The organism is Corynebacterium suicordis DSM 45110 (assembly GCF_015351405.1).
GTDB lineage: Bacteria > Actinomycetota > Actinomycetes > Mycobacteriales > Mycobacteriaceae > Corynebacterium > Corynebacterium suicordis.
Genome location: NZ_JADKMY010000002.1, coordinates 164,557 through 180,607 on the forward strand (window position 1 = coordinate 164,557; position 16,051 = coordinate 180,607).

Sequence of the window (16,051 nt, forward strand, 5' to 3'; positions counted from 1 at the left end):
ACTCGGAGATGTAGCCTAGGGGTTTGAGAACGTTGAAAGATTAAGTACGCGAACTAAAGGATCGGGATTTTCATGACTGAAGGCACCTCCGCACGTTTCCAACTGGCCTCCACTGGCACCTTGCCCACGCTGCAGGTAGCTAGCGGCTGGCAGCAGGTGGAGGGGAAGATCGATACTTTCGTGGTGCCTGTCTTTGAGGGGGAAAACGGCCTGGAGCTCGCTGGCGGTTCCGCTTCTGTCCTCACCTCCCAGCAGGAAATTGAGCTGTGGAAGTGGCTCACCTCGGTGGGCGCGCAGGGCAGCGCCGGGGAAATGACCGATCTACCGGGCGAAATTCTGCGCAGTGATGATGACTCTGCGCAGCCGGAGATCACCAAGATCCTGGCCGTGGGCCTGGGTGATGTGGAAGAACTTTCCGATGATGATGTGCGCCAGGCAGCGGGCAGTGCTTCCCGGCACATTGGCAAGGCGGACACGGTTGTTTCCAGCCTCAGCATCTTCAATACCGAAGCTGCGCTGCTGGGTCATGCGCTCGGTGCTTATGCCTACTCCGGGCAGAAGTCCGAGGCCAAGCAGACCATCGGCACGGTCATCGTGCTGGATACCGAGGAAAGTTCGGAGTTGGTGGAGCGCGTGAACATCATCGCGGAAGCGGTAGCGTTTGCCCGTGATCTGGTGAACGCGCCTGCCAATGACCTCTACCCGCAGGCTTATGCCGAGATCATCCGGGATGCTTCCACCGAGGCTGGTCTGGAGGTGGAGGTCCTGGATGAGAATGAGCTCCGCGAGCAGGGCTTCGGGGGAATCGTCGGCGTGGGTCAGGGTTCCCAGAATCCTCCCCGCTTGGTGCGCGTGACCTACTCCCCTGCTGGGTCTTCTAAGACTTCTGAATCTTCTGATCTCCCAGAAATCGCCCTGGTGGGTAAGGGCGTGACCTTCGATACCGGCGGTATCTCCCTGAAGCCGGGCGCCAAGATGTGGGACATGATCATGGATATGGGTGGCTCCGCTGCTGTCATCGCGGCCCTCATCGCCGCTTCCAAGCTGCAGGTCAAGGCCAAGATCACCGCCACCATCCCCATTGCGGAAAACATGCCTTCTGCCACGGCTATCCGCCCCGGGGATATCCTCCGTCACTACGGCGGCCTCACCACCGAGGTTCTCAACACGGATGCGGAAGGCCGCTTGATCCTGGCCGATGCCATCGCCCGCGCCTGCGAGGATGAGCCGGATTACCTCATCGAAACCGCCACGCTCACTGGTGCGCAGATGGTGGCTCTGGGCAACCGCACCCCGGGCATCATGGGATCCGCCGCTTTCCGCGACAAGGTGACTGTGCTGAGCCAATCAGTAGGCGAAAATGGCTGGCCTATGCCGCTACCCCGCGAATTGGATGATGCCATCAAGAGCGATGTCGCGGATCTTCGCAACATCTCTGAGTCTCGTTGGGGTGGGATGTCCGTGGCCGGGCATTACCTCTCCCACTTTGTGTCCGATGGGGTGCAGTGGGTGCACATGGACATCGCCGGCCCTGCGTACAACACGGGCGCGCCTTATGGTTACACCCCGAAGCGCGCCACGGGCGTGCCAGTGCGCACGATCATTGCTGTGGTTGAGGCACTCGCCAAGGAAGGCAAGCCCGCCGCCCCCGAGGCTTAAATCTCATAGCCCCCGAGGCTTAGCTTCCCGAATCTTCCCCACGCCGTGCCCGCTCTTCTTCGAGCCGGGCGCGGCGTTCGCGTTGTTTCAACCTCTCCCGGATGATCCGGTCCTTCTCAATCCGATCCCGCATGCGTTGGGGGTACCCGGTCTCCTCGGCAAAATACAGCGGAACTCCGGTTTGCTTGTGCACCACATCGATGCCCTGCGGCCCGCCAATTTTCCGTCGCGTCCATTCCCCCGACGCATCCACAAACACCACGGACATTTCATTGACCACGGTTTCCGGCTCCACAAATCCCTCCACCCCACTGCGCTGCGACGCCCATTGCTGGAGGTAGCGCAGGTCTTTCGCGCGCACCGTGTTTCCGGGCGCGCGTGGTGGCTGGAGGTTGCTTCGCTTGGATCGGCCAAAAAGGTTAAACACAGCGTTGAGTCTAATGCAGTGGGATGTTGGGCCTCGAAAGGCGCATTGTTGCTGCTCCCCGCAAAAATCTTTTTGTTCGACGCCAACCGCGCCCCAATCGCCCGCTAAATAAAAGCTCTCCCGCCCTGAATCGTAAAAGATGCGGGCGTACACTTATGTAGTATTTCAACCAGATACGACCACAGCTGATTTTTGTTTTGCTAGAGGAGCTGCAACACCATGGCGCATTCCGTCGAAATGCCTGAACTGGGCGAGTCCGTAACTGAAGGCACTGTGACTCAGTGGCTGAAGAAGGTTGGCGACAAGGTCGAGGTCGATGAACCTTTGCTGGAGGTTTCCACCGACAAGGTCGATACCGAAATCCCTTCTCCAGTAGCCGGTGTGCTCCTCGAGATCATTGCTGATGAGGATGACACGGTAGACGTGGGCGCCGTCATCGCCAAGATCGGTGATGAGGATGAAGCTTCTTCCGATTCCGATGGCGCAGACGATTCCGATGACTCCGAAGACGCTGCTGAAGAGAAGTCTTCCGCTGCCGACGAGGACGAAGAAGAATCCGCAGATGAGTCTGACGAGGATGAGTCCGAGTCCGAGGATTCTGCAAGCTCCGATTCTGAGGGCTCCGGCGAGTCCGAAGACGTGGTCATGCCAGAACTCGGTGAGTCCGTCACCGAGGGCACCATCACCCAGTGGCTCAAGAAGCCAGGTGACAAGGTCGAGGTAGACGAGCCACTCCTCGAGGTCTCCACCGACAAGGTTGACACCGAGATCCCTTCCCCAGTTGCCGGAACCCTCGTGGAAATCCTGGCCGAAGAAGACGACACTGTGGACGTGGGCGAAGTAATCGCTCGCATCGGCGATGGATCCGCCAAGAAGTCCAGCTCCTCTGACTCCTCTGAGAAGAAGGAAAAGAAGTCTGCGGACAAGGGCGAAGATTCCGCAGCCAAGAAGGAAGCTGAAGAAGAAGCTAAGGCAGAATCCGAGTCTCAGGACGCCGAAGAAGCCACCAAGTCTGATGAGTCTGACTCCGCTGATTCTGCTTCTGACAGCTCCGATTCTGAGGGCTCCGGCGAGTCCGAAGACGTGGTCATGCCAGAACTCGGTGAGTCCGTCACCGAAGGCACCATCACCCAGTGGCTCAAGAAGCCAGGCGACAAGGTCGAGGTAGACGAGCCACTCCTCGAGGTCTCCACCGACAAGGTTGACACCGAGATCCCTTCCCCAGTTGCCGGAACCCTCGTGGAAATCCTGGCCGAAGAAGACGACACTGTGGACGTGGGCGAAGTAATCGCTCGCATCGGCGATGGATCCGCCAAGAAGTCCAGCTCTTCTGATTCCTCTGAGAAGAAGGAAAAGAAGGAAGACAAGTCTGAGGACAAGGGCGAAAAGTCCGCAGCCAAGGAAGAAGCCGAAGCAGAAGCTAAGGCCGAATCCGACGCTCAGGACGCCGAAGAGGCCACCAAGTCCAAGGACAAGAACACTCAGTCCAAGGAAGAGGATGCCAAGGACGCCGAAGCTGCGAAGAAGAAGTCCGAGGAGTCCGGGTCTGAGAAGTCCGAGTCCAAGTCTTCTTCTAAGCAGTCTTCTTCCGGCAAGTCTTCGGAGGGCTCCTCTTCCGAGAACAAGCCAGGCGAAGATTCCCTGCCTTATGTCACCCCATTGGTGCGCAAGCTCGCCGATAAGCACGGCGTGGATCTCTCCAAGCTCAAGGGCACGGGCGTGGGCAACCGCATCCGCAAGCAGGATGTTATCGCCGCTGCTTCCGGTGAAACCACCGCGGAAACCAGCACTCATGAAGAGGCTCCTGCCTCCCGCAACTCCACCCACCGGGTGGATGCATCCAAGGCTGAGCTACGCGGAACCACCCAGCGCGTGAACCGCATCCGTGAGATCACCGCGTCCAAGACCCTGGAGTCCCTGCGCACCACTGCTCAGCTCACCCAGGTGCATGAGGTGGATGTCACCCGCATCGCAGAGCTGCGCAGCAAGTCCAAGGATGCTTTCCTGGACAAGCACGGTGTGAAGCTCACCTACCTGCCATTCTTCGCGAAGGCTATGGTCGAGGCGCTGGTTGATCATCCAAACATCAACGCTTCCTACAACGCGGAGCGCAAGGAGATGACCTACCACGGTCAGGTCAACCTGGGCATCGCGGTGGACACCGAGGCCGGCCTGCTCTCCCCTGTCATCCACAATGCACAGGATCTGAGCCTGCCGGAGCTGGCCAAGGCAATCGTCGATATTGCTGATCGCGCCCGCAACAAGAAGCTCAAGCCAAATGATCTCTCCGGTGGCACGTTCACCATCACCAACATCGGTTCTGAAGGTGCGCTCACGGATACCCCAATCCTGCTTCCACCACAGGCCGCAATGGTTGGCACGGGCCTCATCGTCCAGCGTCCAATCGTGCTGACGGAAGATGGCGCTGCTGCCATCGCCATCCGCCACATGGTGATGCTGCCAATGACCTACGATCACCAGGTCATCGACGGTGCAGATGCCGGTCGCTTCCTCTCTACCGTGAAGGACCGCTTGGAGAAGGCGGACTTCGAGGCAGATCTGGAGCTCTAAGCTCTCCCCTCGCTCAAGGGTCTTCCTTGAGCGAACCGCAACATCGTAATTGCCCTCCGCGGGGCGCGAGTACTATCAAGTGCATGGGTTTTCAGCACGGTAGTATCCGCAAATCCGCGGAGGGCATTGACGTTTCTTACCTCGGCGAGGTCGATTACACCGAAACGTGGCATACGCAGGCCGAACTCGCCACGAAGCGCGCCAATGGGGAGATCCCGGACACTCTCCTGATCCTCCAACATCCCTCCACCTACACCGCGGGCAAGCGCACCGAGCCTTCCGATCGCCCCACCAACGGCCTGCCCGTGGTGGACGTGGATCGCGGTGGCCGCATCACGTGGCACGGGCCGGGTCAGTTGGTGGCCTACCCCCTCATCCAGCTGGCAGATCCGGTGGATGTGGTGGATTTTGTTCGACGCATGGAGCAGGCACTCATCCAGACCTGCCTGGACGTGGGACTGACGGGCGTAGGCCGGGTGGAGGGTCGCTCGGGCGTGTGGCTCCCCTCCGGAGTGGTGGGCGGTGAGCTCAAGCCCGCGCGCAAGATCGCGGCGATTGGCATTCGCATCACCCGTGGCGTGACCATGCATGGTGTCTCCCTCAACTGCAATAACTCCTTTGCCGCCTATGAATCAATCGTCCCGTGTGGCATTGCGGATGCGGGAGTTACTTCCCTAAGCCTGGAGCTGGGGAGGGATGTTGGCGTCGAAGAGGTGGAAAAATGCCTGGAGACGAACATCATCAATGCCCTCAATGGTGACTTGACACTCACCTAGCAATCCCGGCTGTTCATCTGACTCGGCGACGGCGTAGGGTGGTGCGCATGAGTGTGAGTGCTGATGGACGTCGTATGCTTCGCATCGAAGCTAAGAACTCTCAGACCCCGATCGAGGCAAAACCTCGGTGGATTCGCACCACTGCGAAGATGGGGCCTGAGTACCGCGATATGAAGAACCGGGTTTCCGGGGCTGGACTGCATACGGTCTGCCAGGAAGCGGGTTGCCCGAACATCCACGAATGTTGGGAGGATCGCGAAGCGTCGTTCCTCATCGGTGGAGATACGTGTTCGCGTCGCTGTGACTTCTGCCAGATCAAGTCCGGCCGTCCGAGCCCACTGGATATGGATGAGCCACGTCGCGTGGCGGAATCCATCTCTGAAATGGGCTTGAACTACGCCACCATCACCGGTGTGACCCGCGATGACCTGGATGATGAAGGCGCGTGGCTGTACGCCGAGGTTGTGCGCAAGATTCACGAGCTCAACCCCCGCACCGGTGTGGAGAACCTCACCCCCGACTTCTCCAACAAGCCAGACCTGCTGAAGATCGTCTTTGATTCTCAGCCGGAAGTGTTTGCCCACAACTTGGAGACCGTTCCCCGCATCTTCAAGCGCATCCGTCCCGCGTTCCGCTATGAGCGTTCCCTGGAGGTCATCCAGGCGGCTCACGATTATGGCCTGGTCACCAAGTCCAACCTGATCCTGGGCATGGGCGAGACCCCTGAGGAAGTTCGCAGCACCATTGCTGATCTGGCTGCTGCCGGCACGGATATCCTCACCATCACGCAGTACCTCCGCCCCACGGCCATGCACCACCCCATCGAGCGTTGGGTCAAGCCTGAGGAGTTCCTCAAGCATTCCGAGGCTGCGTATGAGGCTGGAATCAACGCTGTCATGTCCGGCCCGTTGGTGCGTTCTTCGTACCGCGCGGGTCGTCTCTACGCGCAGGCCAAGCAGGCCCGTGGCGAGCAAATCCCAGAAAACCTCTCCCACCTGGCAGCGACTCTGGAGGGCACCACGTCCCAGGAAGCATCCGCCCTGCTGGAGAAGTACGGCGAGTCCCAGGAAACCCCAGTGGCTGCTCGTTAAGCCTTTCCCACTTCTTTAAGAACTAGCCAGGGCGCGCGCGAACGCCCTGGCTTTTTCTACTGTCTTGCCCATGGCCTATTGTTAGGGACATGGCGAAGGACATCCGTGAGAAAGAAAACAAGAAGGCCGAGCGGGCCGCTAAGCGAGCTAAGGGCAAGCAGACCCGTTCGCAGATGTGGCAAGCGTTCAATTTGCAGCGCAAGAAGGACAAGAAGCTTGTCCCGTACATGCTGCTGGCCTTCTTGGTGCCGGTCATCCTCCTGCTGCTGCTCTCGCTCGTTTTCGGCTGGTGGTGGCTCAACCTCATCACGGGCATCATCGTTGGTGCTGCGCTGGCAATGATCGTGTTCACCCGTCGTCTGCAGGCCGGGGTGTACGAGCAGATTGAGGGTGAAGCCGGTGCTGGTGCCTGGGCACTGAGCAACCTGCGCGATGGCGTGGGCATGAAGTGGCTCACCCAGACCGGCGTGGCCACCAACTCCCACATGGATGCAGTCCACCGCGTGGTGGGCACCCCTGGCGTGGTGCTGGTCGGCGAGGGCAAGCCACACCGCTTGAAGCCCATGATGGCTCAGGAGCGCAAGAAGCTGGCCCGGATTGTGGGCCAGACCCCGATCCACGATGTGATCGTGGGCGAGGACGATGGCCAGGTTCCCATCAAGAAGCTACAAAACCACTTGATGAAGCTCCCCCGTCAGCTCAAGAAGAACGAGGTAGAGCCTCTGGAGCACCGCATCGCCTCCATCTCTCGCCTCAACAGCCCAGCCAACGCTATCCCCAAGGGCCCACTGCCCAAGGGTGGCCAGCAGATGGCGGGCATGAACCGTCGGGCGCGCCGCGCCGCCGAGCGCGGTAAGTAGGACCAGCCCTGTCCTGGCAAGTAATCGGAACCCTCCTGCTTCTCAATGCAGGAGGGATTCTCACGCCTGGGCCAGATCTTTTCTTGGTGCTCCGCCTAGCCGCGCGTTCCCGCCGTCACACGCTTGCCGCTATCGCCGGAGAACATCTCTGCCTGACCGGCTGGGTACTGCTCACGGCCCTGGGAGCCACCGCGCTGCTGGCCCGCTTCCCGTGGTTACTGGGCTGGGTGCAGATCCTGGGCGCACTGTGGTTGCTGTTCATGGCACAGTCACTGCTGCGTGAATTTCTTTCCCGACGCCACCTCGGACCCCCTCCGGATATCGACCTCGAAGGCACCATGGGCTCTGCCTGGAAGGCCTTCGGTCAGGGATTTTTCACCAATCTCTCCAACCCCAAGGTGCTGCTGTACTTCAGCTCCATCCTCGCACCTTTGCTGCCGGTGGGAGCTCCGTGGTGGGTGGTGCTGCTGGTGGTCGGGCTAGTGGTGGGTGAATCCCTGTTGATCTTCCTGACCATTGGCCTCACGGTATCCACCGCGCGCATGCGCCGGAAGCTGTTGGGCATCAGCCTGTACATTGACCTGGTGGCGGGAGTGTTCTTCACCATCGCGGGCATCACTCTGCTGGTGATGGGTACCTCTGCGGTACTACCCAGCTAAACCGCAATCTTGCCTAGCGCGTGTGAATAACTGCAGTGCCGGTGGCGCGATCATGCATACCGCGGCCATCCGTATCCTGAATCACCGGCGGGAAGAGGAAGAACGTGAGCACGGTGCGGAATGCAGCTCGCCACAAGCCAACCCGCTGGGTGGGGTCATCCAGGCGAGCCACCCCGACTCCCACCACAGCGTGGCCAGGGGTCTGCGCGAACAACCAGATAGAGATGGTGCGCAGCAAGAGGAAGAGAATCGCGGTCACCGTGGCATTATCGCCCAGCATCGGGGTGGTCTGCGTGATGAAAAACGCCATCGCGTAGCAGAGCAGCCAATCGATCAGCAGTGCACCCATGCGTCGACCCAGCGAGGCCAGTGAGCCTGGACCAGCCTGCGGCAGTCCCCAGTTCTCCCCGGGGTATGCAGAGAGGTTCCGCGGATCCTCATTCTCGCCCGGTACCTGCGGGCCTTCCAGCCAAGAGCGCTTTTGTTCCATGATGTATCCGAGATTAATAGTTGCGGGCGGGAGAGCATAATTTTGGGCTCGCGAGGTGGCGTCGAAAAATAAAAGAAAGAGGGGTGAGTGCACCCACTTTCTACCCGCACGCAAGAAAAACTTATAGGCTTGTACGTAATGTTCTGCGGCGCGCGGCCATTCAGTGGTGCGCGCGCCTCAGAATGTGGCCGAGAGTTGGCCCAGAACAGCCAGTGATTTCCAGACGAGAAATTAACGGGCACGAAACATAAGGTTGACCGCAGAGAAACTTAAGGTCGTTACACTTAAGATAATCGCGTCACTGAAGTTTTCGCAGTTCTGTTAGATCTGTACAAGGTTCGACTCGTAGCAAAGATTCCCACTGCAAGGAACGGATAAAAGATAGTGTCATTCAACACTCCTGAAGAAGTTGTCAAGTACATCAAGGACAACGATGTCGAGTTCGTCGACATTCGATTCACCGATGTCCCAGGTCAGGAGCAGCACTTCACCATCGCTGCTCACGCGTTCGACGAAGATGCGATCGCAGACGGCATGGCATTCGACGGCTCCTCCATCCGTGGATTCACCTCCATCGAAGAGTCCGACATGAACCTGCTGCCGGACTTGGCTACCGCGAAAATCGATCCATTCCGCAAGGCCAAGACGCTGAACATGAAGTTCTTCGTTCACGACCCCTTCACCCGCGAGCCATTCTCCCGCGACCCACGCAACGTTGCCCGCAAGGCAGAGCAGTACCTGAACTCCACCGGAATCGCAGACACCTGCTTCTTCGGTGCAGAGGCAGAGTTCTACCTCTTCAACAACGTGCGCTACTCCACCGAGATGAACCAGGCCTTCTACGAGGTTGACTCCGAAGAGGGCTGGTGGAACCGCGGTGCTGAGACCGACCTCGACGGCACCCCAAACCTGGGCTACAAGACCCGTCCAAAGGGTGGCTACTTCCCTACCGCTCCATACGACCACTACCAGGACCTGCGCGACGAAATGTGCCGCAACCTGTCTGAAGCTGGCTTTGACCTAGAGCGCGCACACCACGAGGTGGGCACCGGCGGCCAGCAGGAGATCAACTACAAGTTCAATACGCTGCTGCACGCAGCTGATGACCTGCAGTCCTTCAAGTACATCATCAAGAACACCGCATGGCAGAACGGCGTATCCGCCACCTTCATGCCAAAGCCACTGGCTGGCGACAACGGCTCCGGCATGCACGCCCACCAGTCCCTGTGGAAGGACGGCAAGCCACTGTTTCACGACGAGAACGGCTACGCCGGACTCTCCGACATGGCTCGCTACTACATCGGCGGCATCCTGGAACACGCAGGCGCAGTGTTGGCATTCACCAACCCAACCCTGAACTCCTACCACCGCCTGGTGCCGGGCTTCGAGGCTCCAATCAACCTCGTGTACTCCCAGCGCAACCGCTCCGCTGCCGTGCGTATCCCAATCACCGGATCCAACCCGAAGGCCAAGCGCCTCGAGTTCCGCGCTCCGGACCCATCCGGCAACCCATACTTCGGCTTCGCTGCGATGATGCTGGCCGGTCTGGACGGCATCAAGAACCGCATCGAGCCACACGCTCCAGTGGACAAGGACCTCTACGAGCTGCCTCCTGAGGAAGCTAAGTCCATCCCACAGGCTCCAACCAGCCTGGAGGCTTCCCTCAAGGCTCTGGAAGAGGACAACGAGTTCCTCACCGAGGGTGGCGTGTTCACCGATGACCTGATCGATGCCTACATCGGTTACAAGTACGATGCTGAGATCTCCCCGAACCGCCTGCGCCCAACCCCGCAGGAGTTCGAAATGTACTACGACTGCTAATCGCTTAGCAGCTGCTTCACCCCTAGCTCGCGCCCTCGCGGTGGCTGGCTAGGGACATACTCAAGGCCAGTGGAAATAATGTTTCCGCTGGCCTTTTGTCATGCTTGGTTTCTGCCACAATCCACGTGTCACCTCAGCTTTTCACCACTGCCCTGTTGGTCCGCAAAACCGGCATGCACACTGGTGCAATAAATCCCGTACGCACAGCGTTACGGTGGATGCGGCCGTGCAAAGCACTGCGACGCACAAAACAGGATCAATATTGAACACATATGAGAGGCCAGTGATGACAGAAAATACAGAAAACCGCCAGCCCGCGGCCGACCCAGCCGAAGCCAACGCATTCTTCCCCTCCCCCTATTCTTTGTCCCAATACACAGCAGAGAAAACTGACTTCGATGGCCTGGCGACTGATCAGAAGTATCAGGGTGATCGTTGGAAGGTTCTCGTCATTGCTACCGACGAGCGCTACATGGAGATGAAGAACGGAAAGTTCTTCTCCACCGGCAACCACCCAGTGGAAACTCTGCTGCCCATCCACCACATGCAGCAGGCAGGGTATGGCATTGACGTGGCAACCGTTTCCGGAAATCCGGGCAAGTTCGAATGGTGGGCCTACCCAGACAAGGATGAGGCTGTCGCCACCACGTGGAAGCAGACCGAGGAAGCCTTCCGGAGCCCTCAGAAGCTTTCTGCGGTGCTGGCAGATGGCCTCGATGACTACGCAGCTATCTTCATCCCAGGTGGCCATGGGGCGATGAACTCCGTCCCCTTCAGCACGGAGGTCGGCGAGGCGCTCCGATACTTTATGGACAACGACCGTTTAGTTATCACGCTGTGCCACGGGCCAGCTGCGCTGCTAGCTGCGGGCACCAACTCGGAAGAGAATCCCTTTGCAGGTTATGAGATCGTCGCGTTCCCCGATTCCTTGGACTTCGGTGCAAACCTCGAGATCGGTTATCTTCCTGGCGAGATGCCGTGGAAGTTGGGTGAGACGCTGAAGGAGGCAGGTGTGGTCATCAAGAACGACCACATGACCGGGGCCACCACGCGCGATCGCAACCTGCTCACGGGTGACAGCCCACTGGCTGCGCACCAGCTGGGAAAGGATTCCGCGCTGGCTTTGTTGGAGAAGTTCGGCAAGTAGCAGCTAGTTGGCGGCGGCTAGTCCTCGTTGTCAGCAGGAGCGGCAGCGAGGCGGGCTTGGAGCGCACCGTACACCAGGTCATGGAGTGGTGTTTCGACGCCAGCGCGCTCACCCATCCGCCTGATTGCTCCCACCTGGGCATCGAGCTCATTGGGCTTACCGGCGGTGATGTCCCGTTGCATGGAACTGGTGGCCTCGGGGATCTGTTTATCCACGAAGCCGAGCGTCTTGTCCACGATGTTCTCCGGCAGCGCCACGTTGTTGCCGCGAGCCACGGCCTCTACCTCGCGCATGAGCTTCTCCAGTGACCCACGCAGCTCGGTACGCAGGTAGCCAAGGGGTTGGTTGGCCAGCGCTCCGAGCTCACCCGTGGTGGTGACGAAGAGTGCTTTGCTCCACACGTCCACGAAAATGTCATCCAGGTACTTGCCGCCGATATCCGCTGCGTGCAGGCGCTCGTTGAGTTCGCGGGCGATCCTCTCAGCGTGTGCTGCCTGGGTGCCTCCCTCAGCAGATGCATCGCCACCCGCGAACGTCCCCACGTTCAGGCTCAGTGGCCCAGGGTTCAACTTGATCTTCGCTGGTCCCACGTGCGTGAGGTAACCGCGAATCACCCCGGGGATCAGGTTGTCTTGGCCAAAGTTCTCCGCCGCGAGGTAGGGAATTTCTACGGAGTTGTGCGTGGTGACCACCGGCACGCCCTCCACATCCGGGAAGGTCTCATTGCCCGGCAGCGCCTTCGTGGCCACGATTACCACGTCCAAGCCGCCCAGTTTTTCTCGTAGCTCGGAGAAGTTTTCCGCAGAAGTCACGGGGATGGTGGAGGTGTTGTCTTCGGGATCAATCAGCGTCAACCCCGTGGAACGCAACGTCTCCAATGTTTCGCCACGGGCCACGAACCCCACATCCTGCCCCGCTTTTGCCATCAGGCCACCGAAGTAGCCGCCCACTGCACCTGCGCCAAGGAATCCAATCTTCATGGTTCCGAGCCTAACCGTTACGGTCGGACTGTGGCAGCGCCCAGTGAGGCCGTAGCCTAGTTAGAAACCTCGGGAGTCTCCGCAATCGCATCCAGGATGAACTGCTTGACCTTCTCCGCGTCATTTGGCAAATCCGCCACGTGGCGGTCTGCGTTCATGATCTCGCGGAAACGTTCCGGCACCTCTGGCTCTGAACCCAGGGCCTCTCGGATGGTGTCCGCGAACTTCACGGGCAGGGCGGTCTCCAGGCAGACGATCGGGGAATCAACCTGCTCAGCCCACTCGCGGGCGGCCTTCACGCCATCTGCGGTGTGCGGATCCATGAGCACACCCAAGTCGCGCCAGCACTGTCCGATCGTCTCCACGCGATCCTTGTGCGAGCTGGTGGCAGACAAGAAGCCGTACTTCTCCGCTGCATCCGCGAAGGCATCCTCGGCATCCAAACTGAATCCGCCCTGTTTCACCTGCGTGCCGAACAGATCGGAAATCCGGGCACCATCGCGACCCAGCAGGTCGAAAATGAAGCGCTCAAAGTTGGATGCGCGGGAGATATCCATCGACGGGCTGGAAGTCTCGTGCGTCTCGGCGGAGCTGCGCACCCGGTAATGGCCGGTGCGGAAGAACTCATCCAGAACGTCGTTCTCGTTGGTGGCCACGATCAACCGATCAATCGGCAGACCCATCGAACGGGCAATGTGACCAGCGCAGATGTCTCCGAAGTTGCCGGTGGGCACAGAGAAGCTCACCTTTTGCTCGTTGTTTTCCGTCACGTGAATCCAGCTGGAGATGTAGTACACCACCTGCGCCATCAGACGCGCCCAGTTGATGGAGTTCACGGCACCAATGCGGTTTTCGCGCTTGAAGTCCGCATCAGCACTGACGGCCTTCACCACGTCCTGGCAGTCATCAAACACGCCCTCAAGCGCAATGTTGAAGATGTTCGGATCATCCAGGCCGAACATCTGCGCCTGCTGGAATGGGGTCATGCGCCCAGCCGGGGTGAGCATGAACACGCGAATACCATCTCGGCCACGCATCGCGTACTCGGCTGCGGAACCGGTATCACCGCTGGTGGCACCGAGGATATTGATGGTCTCCCCACGCCTACTCAGCTCGTATTCAAACAGCTCACCCAGCAGCTGCATGGCCATATCCTTGAAGGCTGCCGTCGGCCCCTCGGAGAGGTGACCGATGTAGAGATCCTCCTCCAACGGAGTCACGGGCACGATATCCTCATCCGCGAACTTCTCCGTGGTGTACGCGCGGGCAGCGATAGCCTCGATATCTGCCTCAGGGATGTCGTCGATAAATAACTTCAACACCTCGGCAGCCAGCTTGGCGTAGCCCTCCGGCTCGGCTAACAGGGCACGCCAGGAGGTCAGCGTGGCATCGTCTAGCTGCGGGTATTCGGCAGGAAGATAGAGCCCACCGTCCGGGGCCAGGCCACCGAGCAGGATGTCGGTGAACTTGGCTGGGGTGCGGGAAGCGTCTCGCGTTGAAATATAATCCACAGTTTCACATCTTAAACGTTTCCCGGCGCGTTAACTCAACCGCAGGCTGGCGTGCACCGCTGCCATCGCCTGATCCTCATAGGATCCGCCGAAGAGCCTCACGTGCAGGAACAACAATTGCAGCTCATGCAGGGGTTCGCGGAGTCGCCAATCAGCGTTCTTGCCGGTCTCCCATCCGGCTTCCTCGGCATAGGCAGCCAGGATCCTCTCCACGTGCGGGGTGCCGAAGATCTGCAGCGCCGCCAGATCCGTTTCCGGATGCCCGGTATGCGCGGCCGGGTCGATGAGCACCACCCCATCCTCGCTCCACATCACGTTGCCGCTCCACAAGTCCCCGTGCAATGGAGCCGGCCGCGCTCCGTCAAAGTCGCCATCCCGCAAACGGCTCAGCAGGGTGTCAATGTCTTTTCTATTCGACGCCGCAAACCCGCCCGCCAAGCCTTCCAACACCTCTGCGTAAAACTCACCCCAGCGTTCCGTGGGTGTCAGTGGCAAGGCCAGGAGGTCATCATTGGGACCTTGGAAGCCATCGCCTTCCCAGCCTTTCGGCCCCTGGCCAAATGCATCCGCCCCGGTGGCGTGCATCTGTGCCAGCCCACGGCCAAACTTCTCCGCTGCTGCTTCCGTGGGTGCGGCGGAACGCACGCGCTCCAGGTGCAGCTCATCGCCTTCGCGCACGAGCACCTCCACCACCCGCAGCTCCGTCCCCTCGGCCCGCTGCCCCAACCAGCGCAATCCCGCGGCTTCCCAGTCCCCGGAACGTCCTGGATTTCGCTTCACGTAATTATTCGCGTCATTATCAGCCATGTCTCCAGTGTGCCCCAAGGTCGCAGCAGTGGGCATCGTTACAGTGGAGAGATGACTCAATCCCGGCTCCCCTCCCGGCGCGTGGCCAGCACGCCGGAAAGTATTTTCCAGACCATCTCCCAGCTTTCCGCTCAGCACGAGGCAGTGGATCTGGGTCAGGGGTTCCCGGACGACGACGGCCCCCGGCACATGCTGGAATTGGCAGCCGAAGCCATCCTGGGCACGGATGGTCACCCCCAAAACCAGTACGCGCCCCTGCGTGGAGAAAAGAACCTGCGCGAGGCAATCGCCAAGGATCGCGCGCGGAAGTACGGGCAAACCCTGGATCCAGACACGGAGATCCTGGTGACCGTCGGCGCCACAGAGGCTTTGGCCGCCAGCGTGCTCGGCCTGGTCAATCCGGGCCAGGAAGTGGTGGCTCTTTCTCCTTATTACGACGCCTACCCCGCCATCACGGCATTGGCAGAAGCTAGCTTTCGCCCAGTGGGGTTGCGTCGAGAAGAAGGGTGGTCAATCGACCGCGAAGCGTTCCGGGCGGCTGTCACCGAAAACACCGCGGCGGTGATCCTCAACACCCCGCACAACCCCACCGGTGCGGTGCTGAGCCGGGAGGATATGGAGTTCGTGGCTGAGGTGGTGCGGGATTCCCATGCCGTGGTGATCGCTGATGAGGTGTACGAGCGGCTGGTCTACCCCGGCGGGGAACATCTCGCGTTTGCCACTCTGCCGGGGATGGCGGAGCGCACGGTGAGTATCTCTGGGGCGTCGAAGAACTTCAATGCGACAGGATGGAAAACCGGATGGGTGTGCGCGCCGGAGGAATTGTTGGCGCCGATCATCACGGCCAAGCAATTCCTCACCTTTTCCGGTGCCCACCCCATGCAAAACGCGGTGGCCTGGGCCTTGGAGGAAGCCGAAGAATGGTCCGCGGAATGGCTGGTCGAAATGCGGCATCGCCGCACCGTGCTGGCGGAGGGATTAACGCGCTTGGGCTTTACTCCGCTGGAAACTCAGGGCACGTATTTTCTGCTCGCGGATATCGCAGAAGTGTGCCCCGGAATGAGCGCGGACGAATTCTGCAAGACCCTCCCCGAGAAAGCCGGGGTGGCGGCTATTCCGCTCACCGCTTTTACCCATGATCCGGAAGATCCCTCCCTGCGAACTCTGGTGCGTTGGACTTTCTGCAAGAGCGAGGCAAATATTCAGCGGGCATTGGGCAGGCTAGAGGAACACTTCGGTTAGTATCATCTGC

14 protein-coding genes are annotated in these 16,051 nt (G+C 59.8%); 9 read left to right on the forward strand and 5 right to left on the reverse strand.

What is annotated here, in order from left to right:
- Positions 1 to 72: 72 nt before the first annotated feature.
- Complete coding sequence (locus IRY30_RS07105; RefSeq protein ID WP_194556738.1) at positions 73 to 1,659, forward strand: leucyl aminopeptidase; 1,587 nt, start codon at positions 73 to 75, stop codon at positions 1,657 to 1,659.
- A 19-nt stretch (positions 1,660 to 1,678) separates the two neighbouring features.
- Here the strand turns inward: IRY30_RS07105 and IRY30_RS07110 are convergent, their stop codons facing one another.
- Entirely contained in the window at positions 1,679 to 2,086 is a 408-nt protein-coding gene (locus IRY30_RS07110) for an oxidoreductase (protein WP_194556739.1), read from the reverse strand.
- 219 nt (positions 2,087 to 2,305) lie between these two features.
- On the opposite strand from IRY30_RS07110, the gene sucB reads away from it, so the two are divergent.
- The 5 genes from sucB to IRY30_RS07135 all read left to right on the forward strand — a co-directional run bounded on the left by sucB (position 2,306) and on the right by IRY30_RS07135 (position 8,043).
- Complete coding sequence (gene sucB, locus IRY30_RS07115; protein ID WP_194556740.1) at positions 2,306 to 4,657, forward strand: 2-oxoglutarate dehydrogenase, E2 component, dihydrolipoamide succinyltransferase; 2,352 nt, start codon at positions 2,306 to 2,308, stop codon at positions 4,655 to 4,657.
- Between the two features lie 83 nt (positions 4,658 to 4,740).
- Entirely contained in the window at positions 4,741 to 5,433 is a 693-nt protein-coding gene (gene lipB, locus IRY30_RS07120; RefSeq protein WP_194556741.1) for a lipoyl(octanoyl) transferase LipB, read from the forward strand.
- Between the two features lie 47 nt (positions 5,434 to 5,480).
- On the forward strand, positions 5,481 to 6,524 hold the full coding sequence (gene lipA, locus IRY30_RS07125) for a lipoyl synthase (RefSeq protein ID WP_194556742.1): 1,044 nt from the start codon (positions 5,481 to 5,483) through the stop codon (positions 6,522 to 6,524).
- Positions 6,525 to 6,613: 89 nt separating this feature from the next.
- Positions 6,614 to 7,384: a DUF4191 domain-containing protein gene (locus IRY30_RS07130; RefSeq protein ID WP_194556743.1), complete on the forward strand. Its 771-nt coding sequence runs from the start codon at positions 6,614 to 6,616 to the stop codon at positions 7,382 to 7,384.
- 56 nt (positions 7,385 to 7,440) lie between these two features.
- The gene (locus IRY30_RS07135; RefSeq protein WP_288814342.1) at positions 7,441 to 8,043 is read left to right on the forward strand and encodes a LysE family translocator; all 603 of its coding nucleotides are present in this window, start codon (positions 7,441 to 7,443) and stop codon (positions 8,041 to 8,043) included.
- A gap of 13 nt (positions 8,044 to 8,056) precedes the next feature.
- On the opposite strand, the gene IRY30_RS07140 is transcribed toward IRY30_RS07135, so the two are convergent.
- Positions 8,057 to 8,533: an RDD family protein gene (locus IRY30_RS07140; protein WP_194556745.1), complete on the reverse strand. Its 477-nt coding sequence runs from the start codon at positions 8,531 to 8,533 to the stop codon at positions 8,057 to 8,059.
- Between the two features lie 384 nt (positions 8,534 to 8,917).
- Here IRY30_RS07140 and glnA point away from each other — a divergent pair, with 384 nt between their 5' ends.
- Positions 8,918 to 10,354 (forward strand): type I glutamate--ammonia ligase, encoded by a 1,437-nt coding sequence (glnA, locus tag IRY30_RS07145; protein ID WP_194556746.1) that lies wholly within the window; start codon positions 8,918 to 8,920, stop codon positions 10,352 to 10,354.
- A gap of 286 nt (positions 10,355 to 10,640) precedes the next feature.
- Positions 10,641 to 11,501: a glyoxalase III HchA gene (hchA, locus tag IRY30_RS07150; protein ID WP_194556747.1), complete on the forward strand. Its 861-nt coding sequence runs from the start codon at positions 10,641 to 10,643 to the stop codon at positions 11,499 to 11,501.
- Between the two features lie 17 nt (positions 11,502 to 11,518).
- Here hchA and IRY30_RS07155 read toward each other — a convergent pair whose 3' ends face one another.
- From IRY30_RS07155 to IRY30_RS07165, 3 genes are read right to left on the reverse strand one after another with little or no spacing between them, the layout of a single operon-like run.
- Positions 11,519 to 12,481: a 2-dehydropantoate 2-reductase gene (locus IRY30_RS07155; protein WP_194556748.1), complete on the reverse strand. Its 963-nt coding sequence runs from the start codon at positions 12,479 to 12,481 to the stop codon at positions 11,519 to 11,521.
- A gap of 56 nt (positions 12,482 to 12,537) precedes the next feature.
- Positions 12,538 to 13,992, reverse strand: a complete 1,455-nt coding sequence (gene thrC, locus IRY30_RS07160; protein ID WP_194556749.1) for a threonine synthase — start codon at positions 13,990 to 13,992, stop codon at positions 12,538 to 12,540.
- A 30-nt stretch (positions 13,993 to 14,022) separates the two neighbouring features.
- Positions 14,023 to 14,799 carry a fructosamine kinase family protein gene (locus IRY30_RS07165; RefSeq protein WP_194556750.1) on the reverse strand — a complete coding sequence of 259 codons (777 nt, stop codon included), beginning with the start codon at positions 14,797 to 14,799 and terminating at the stop codon, positions 14,023 to 14,025.
- Between the two features lie 51 nt (positions 14,800 to 14,850).
- Here IRY30_RS07165 and IRY30_RS07170 point away from each other — a divergent pair, with 51 nt between their 5' ends.
- Positions 14,851 to 16,041, forward strand: a complete 1,191-nt coding sequence (locus tag IRY30_RS07170; protein ID WP_194556751.1) for an aminotransferase class I/II-fold pyridoxal phosphate-dependent enzyme — start codon at positions 14,851 to 14,853, stop codon at positions 16,039 to 16,041.
- Positions 16,042 to 16,051 lie beyond the last annotated feature (10 nt).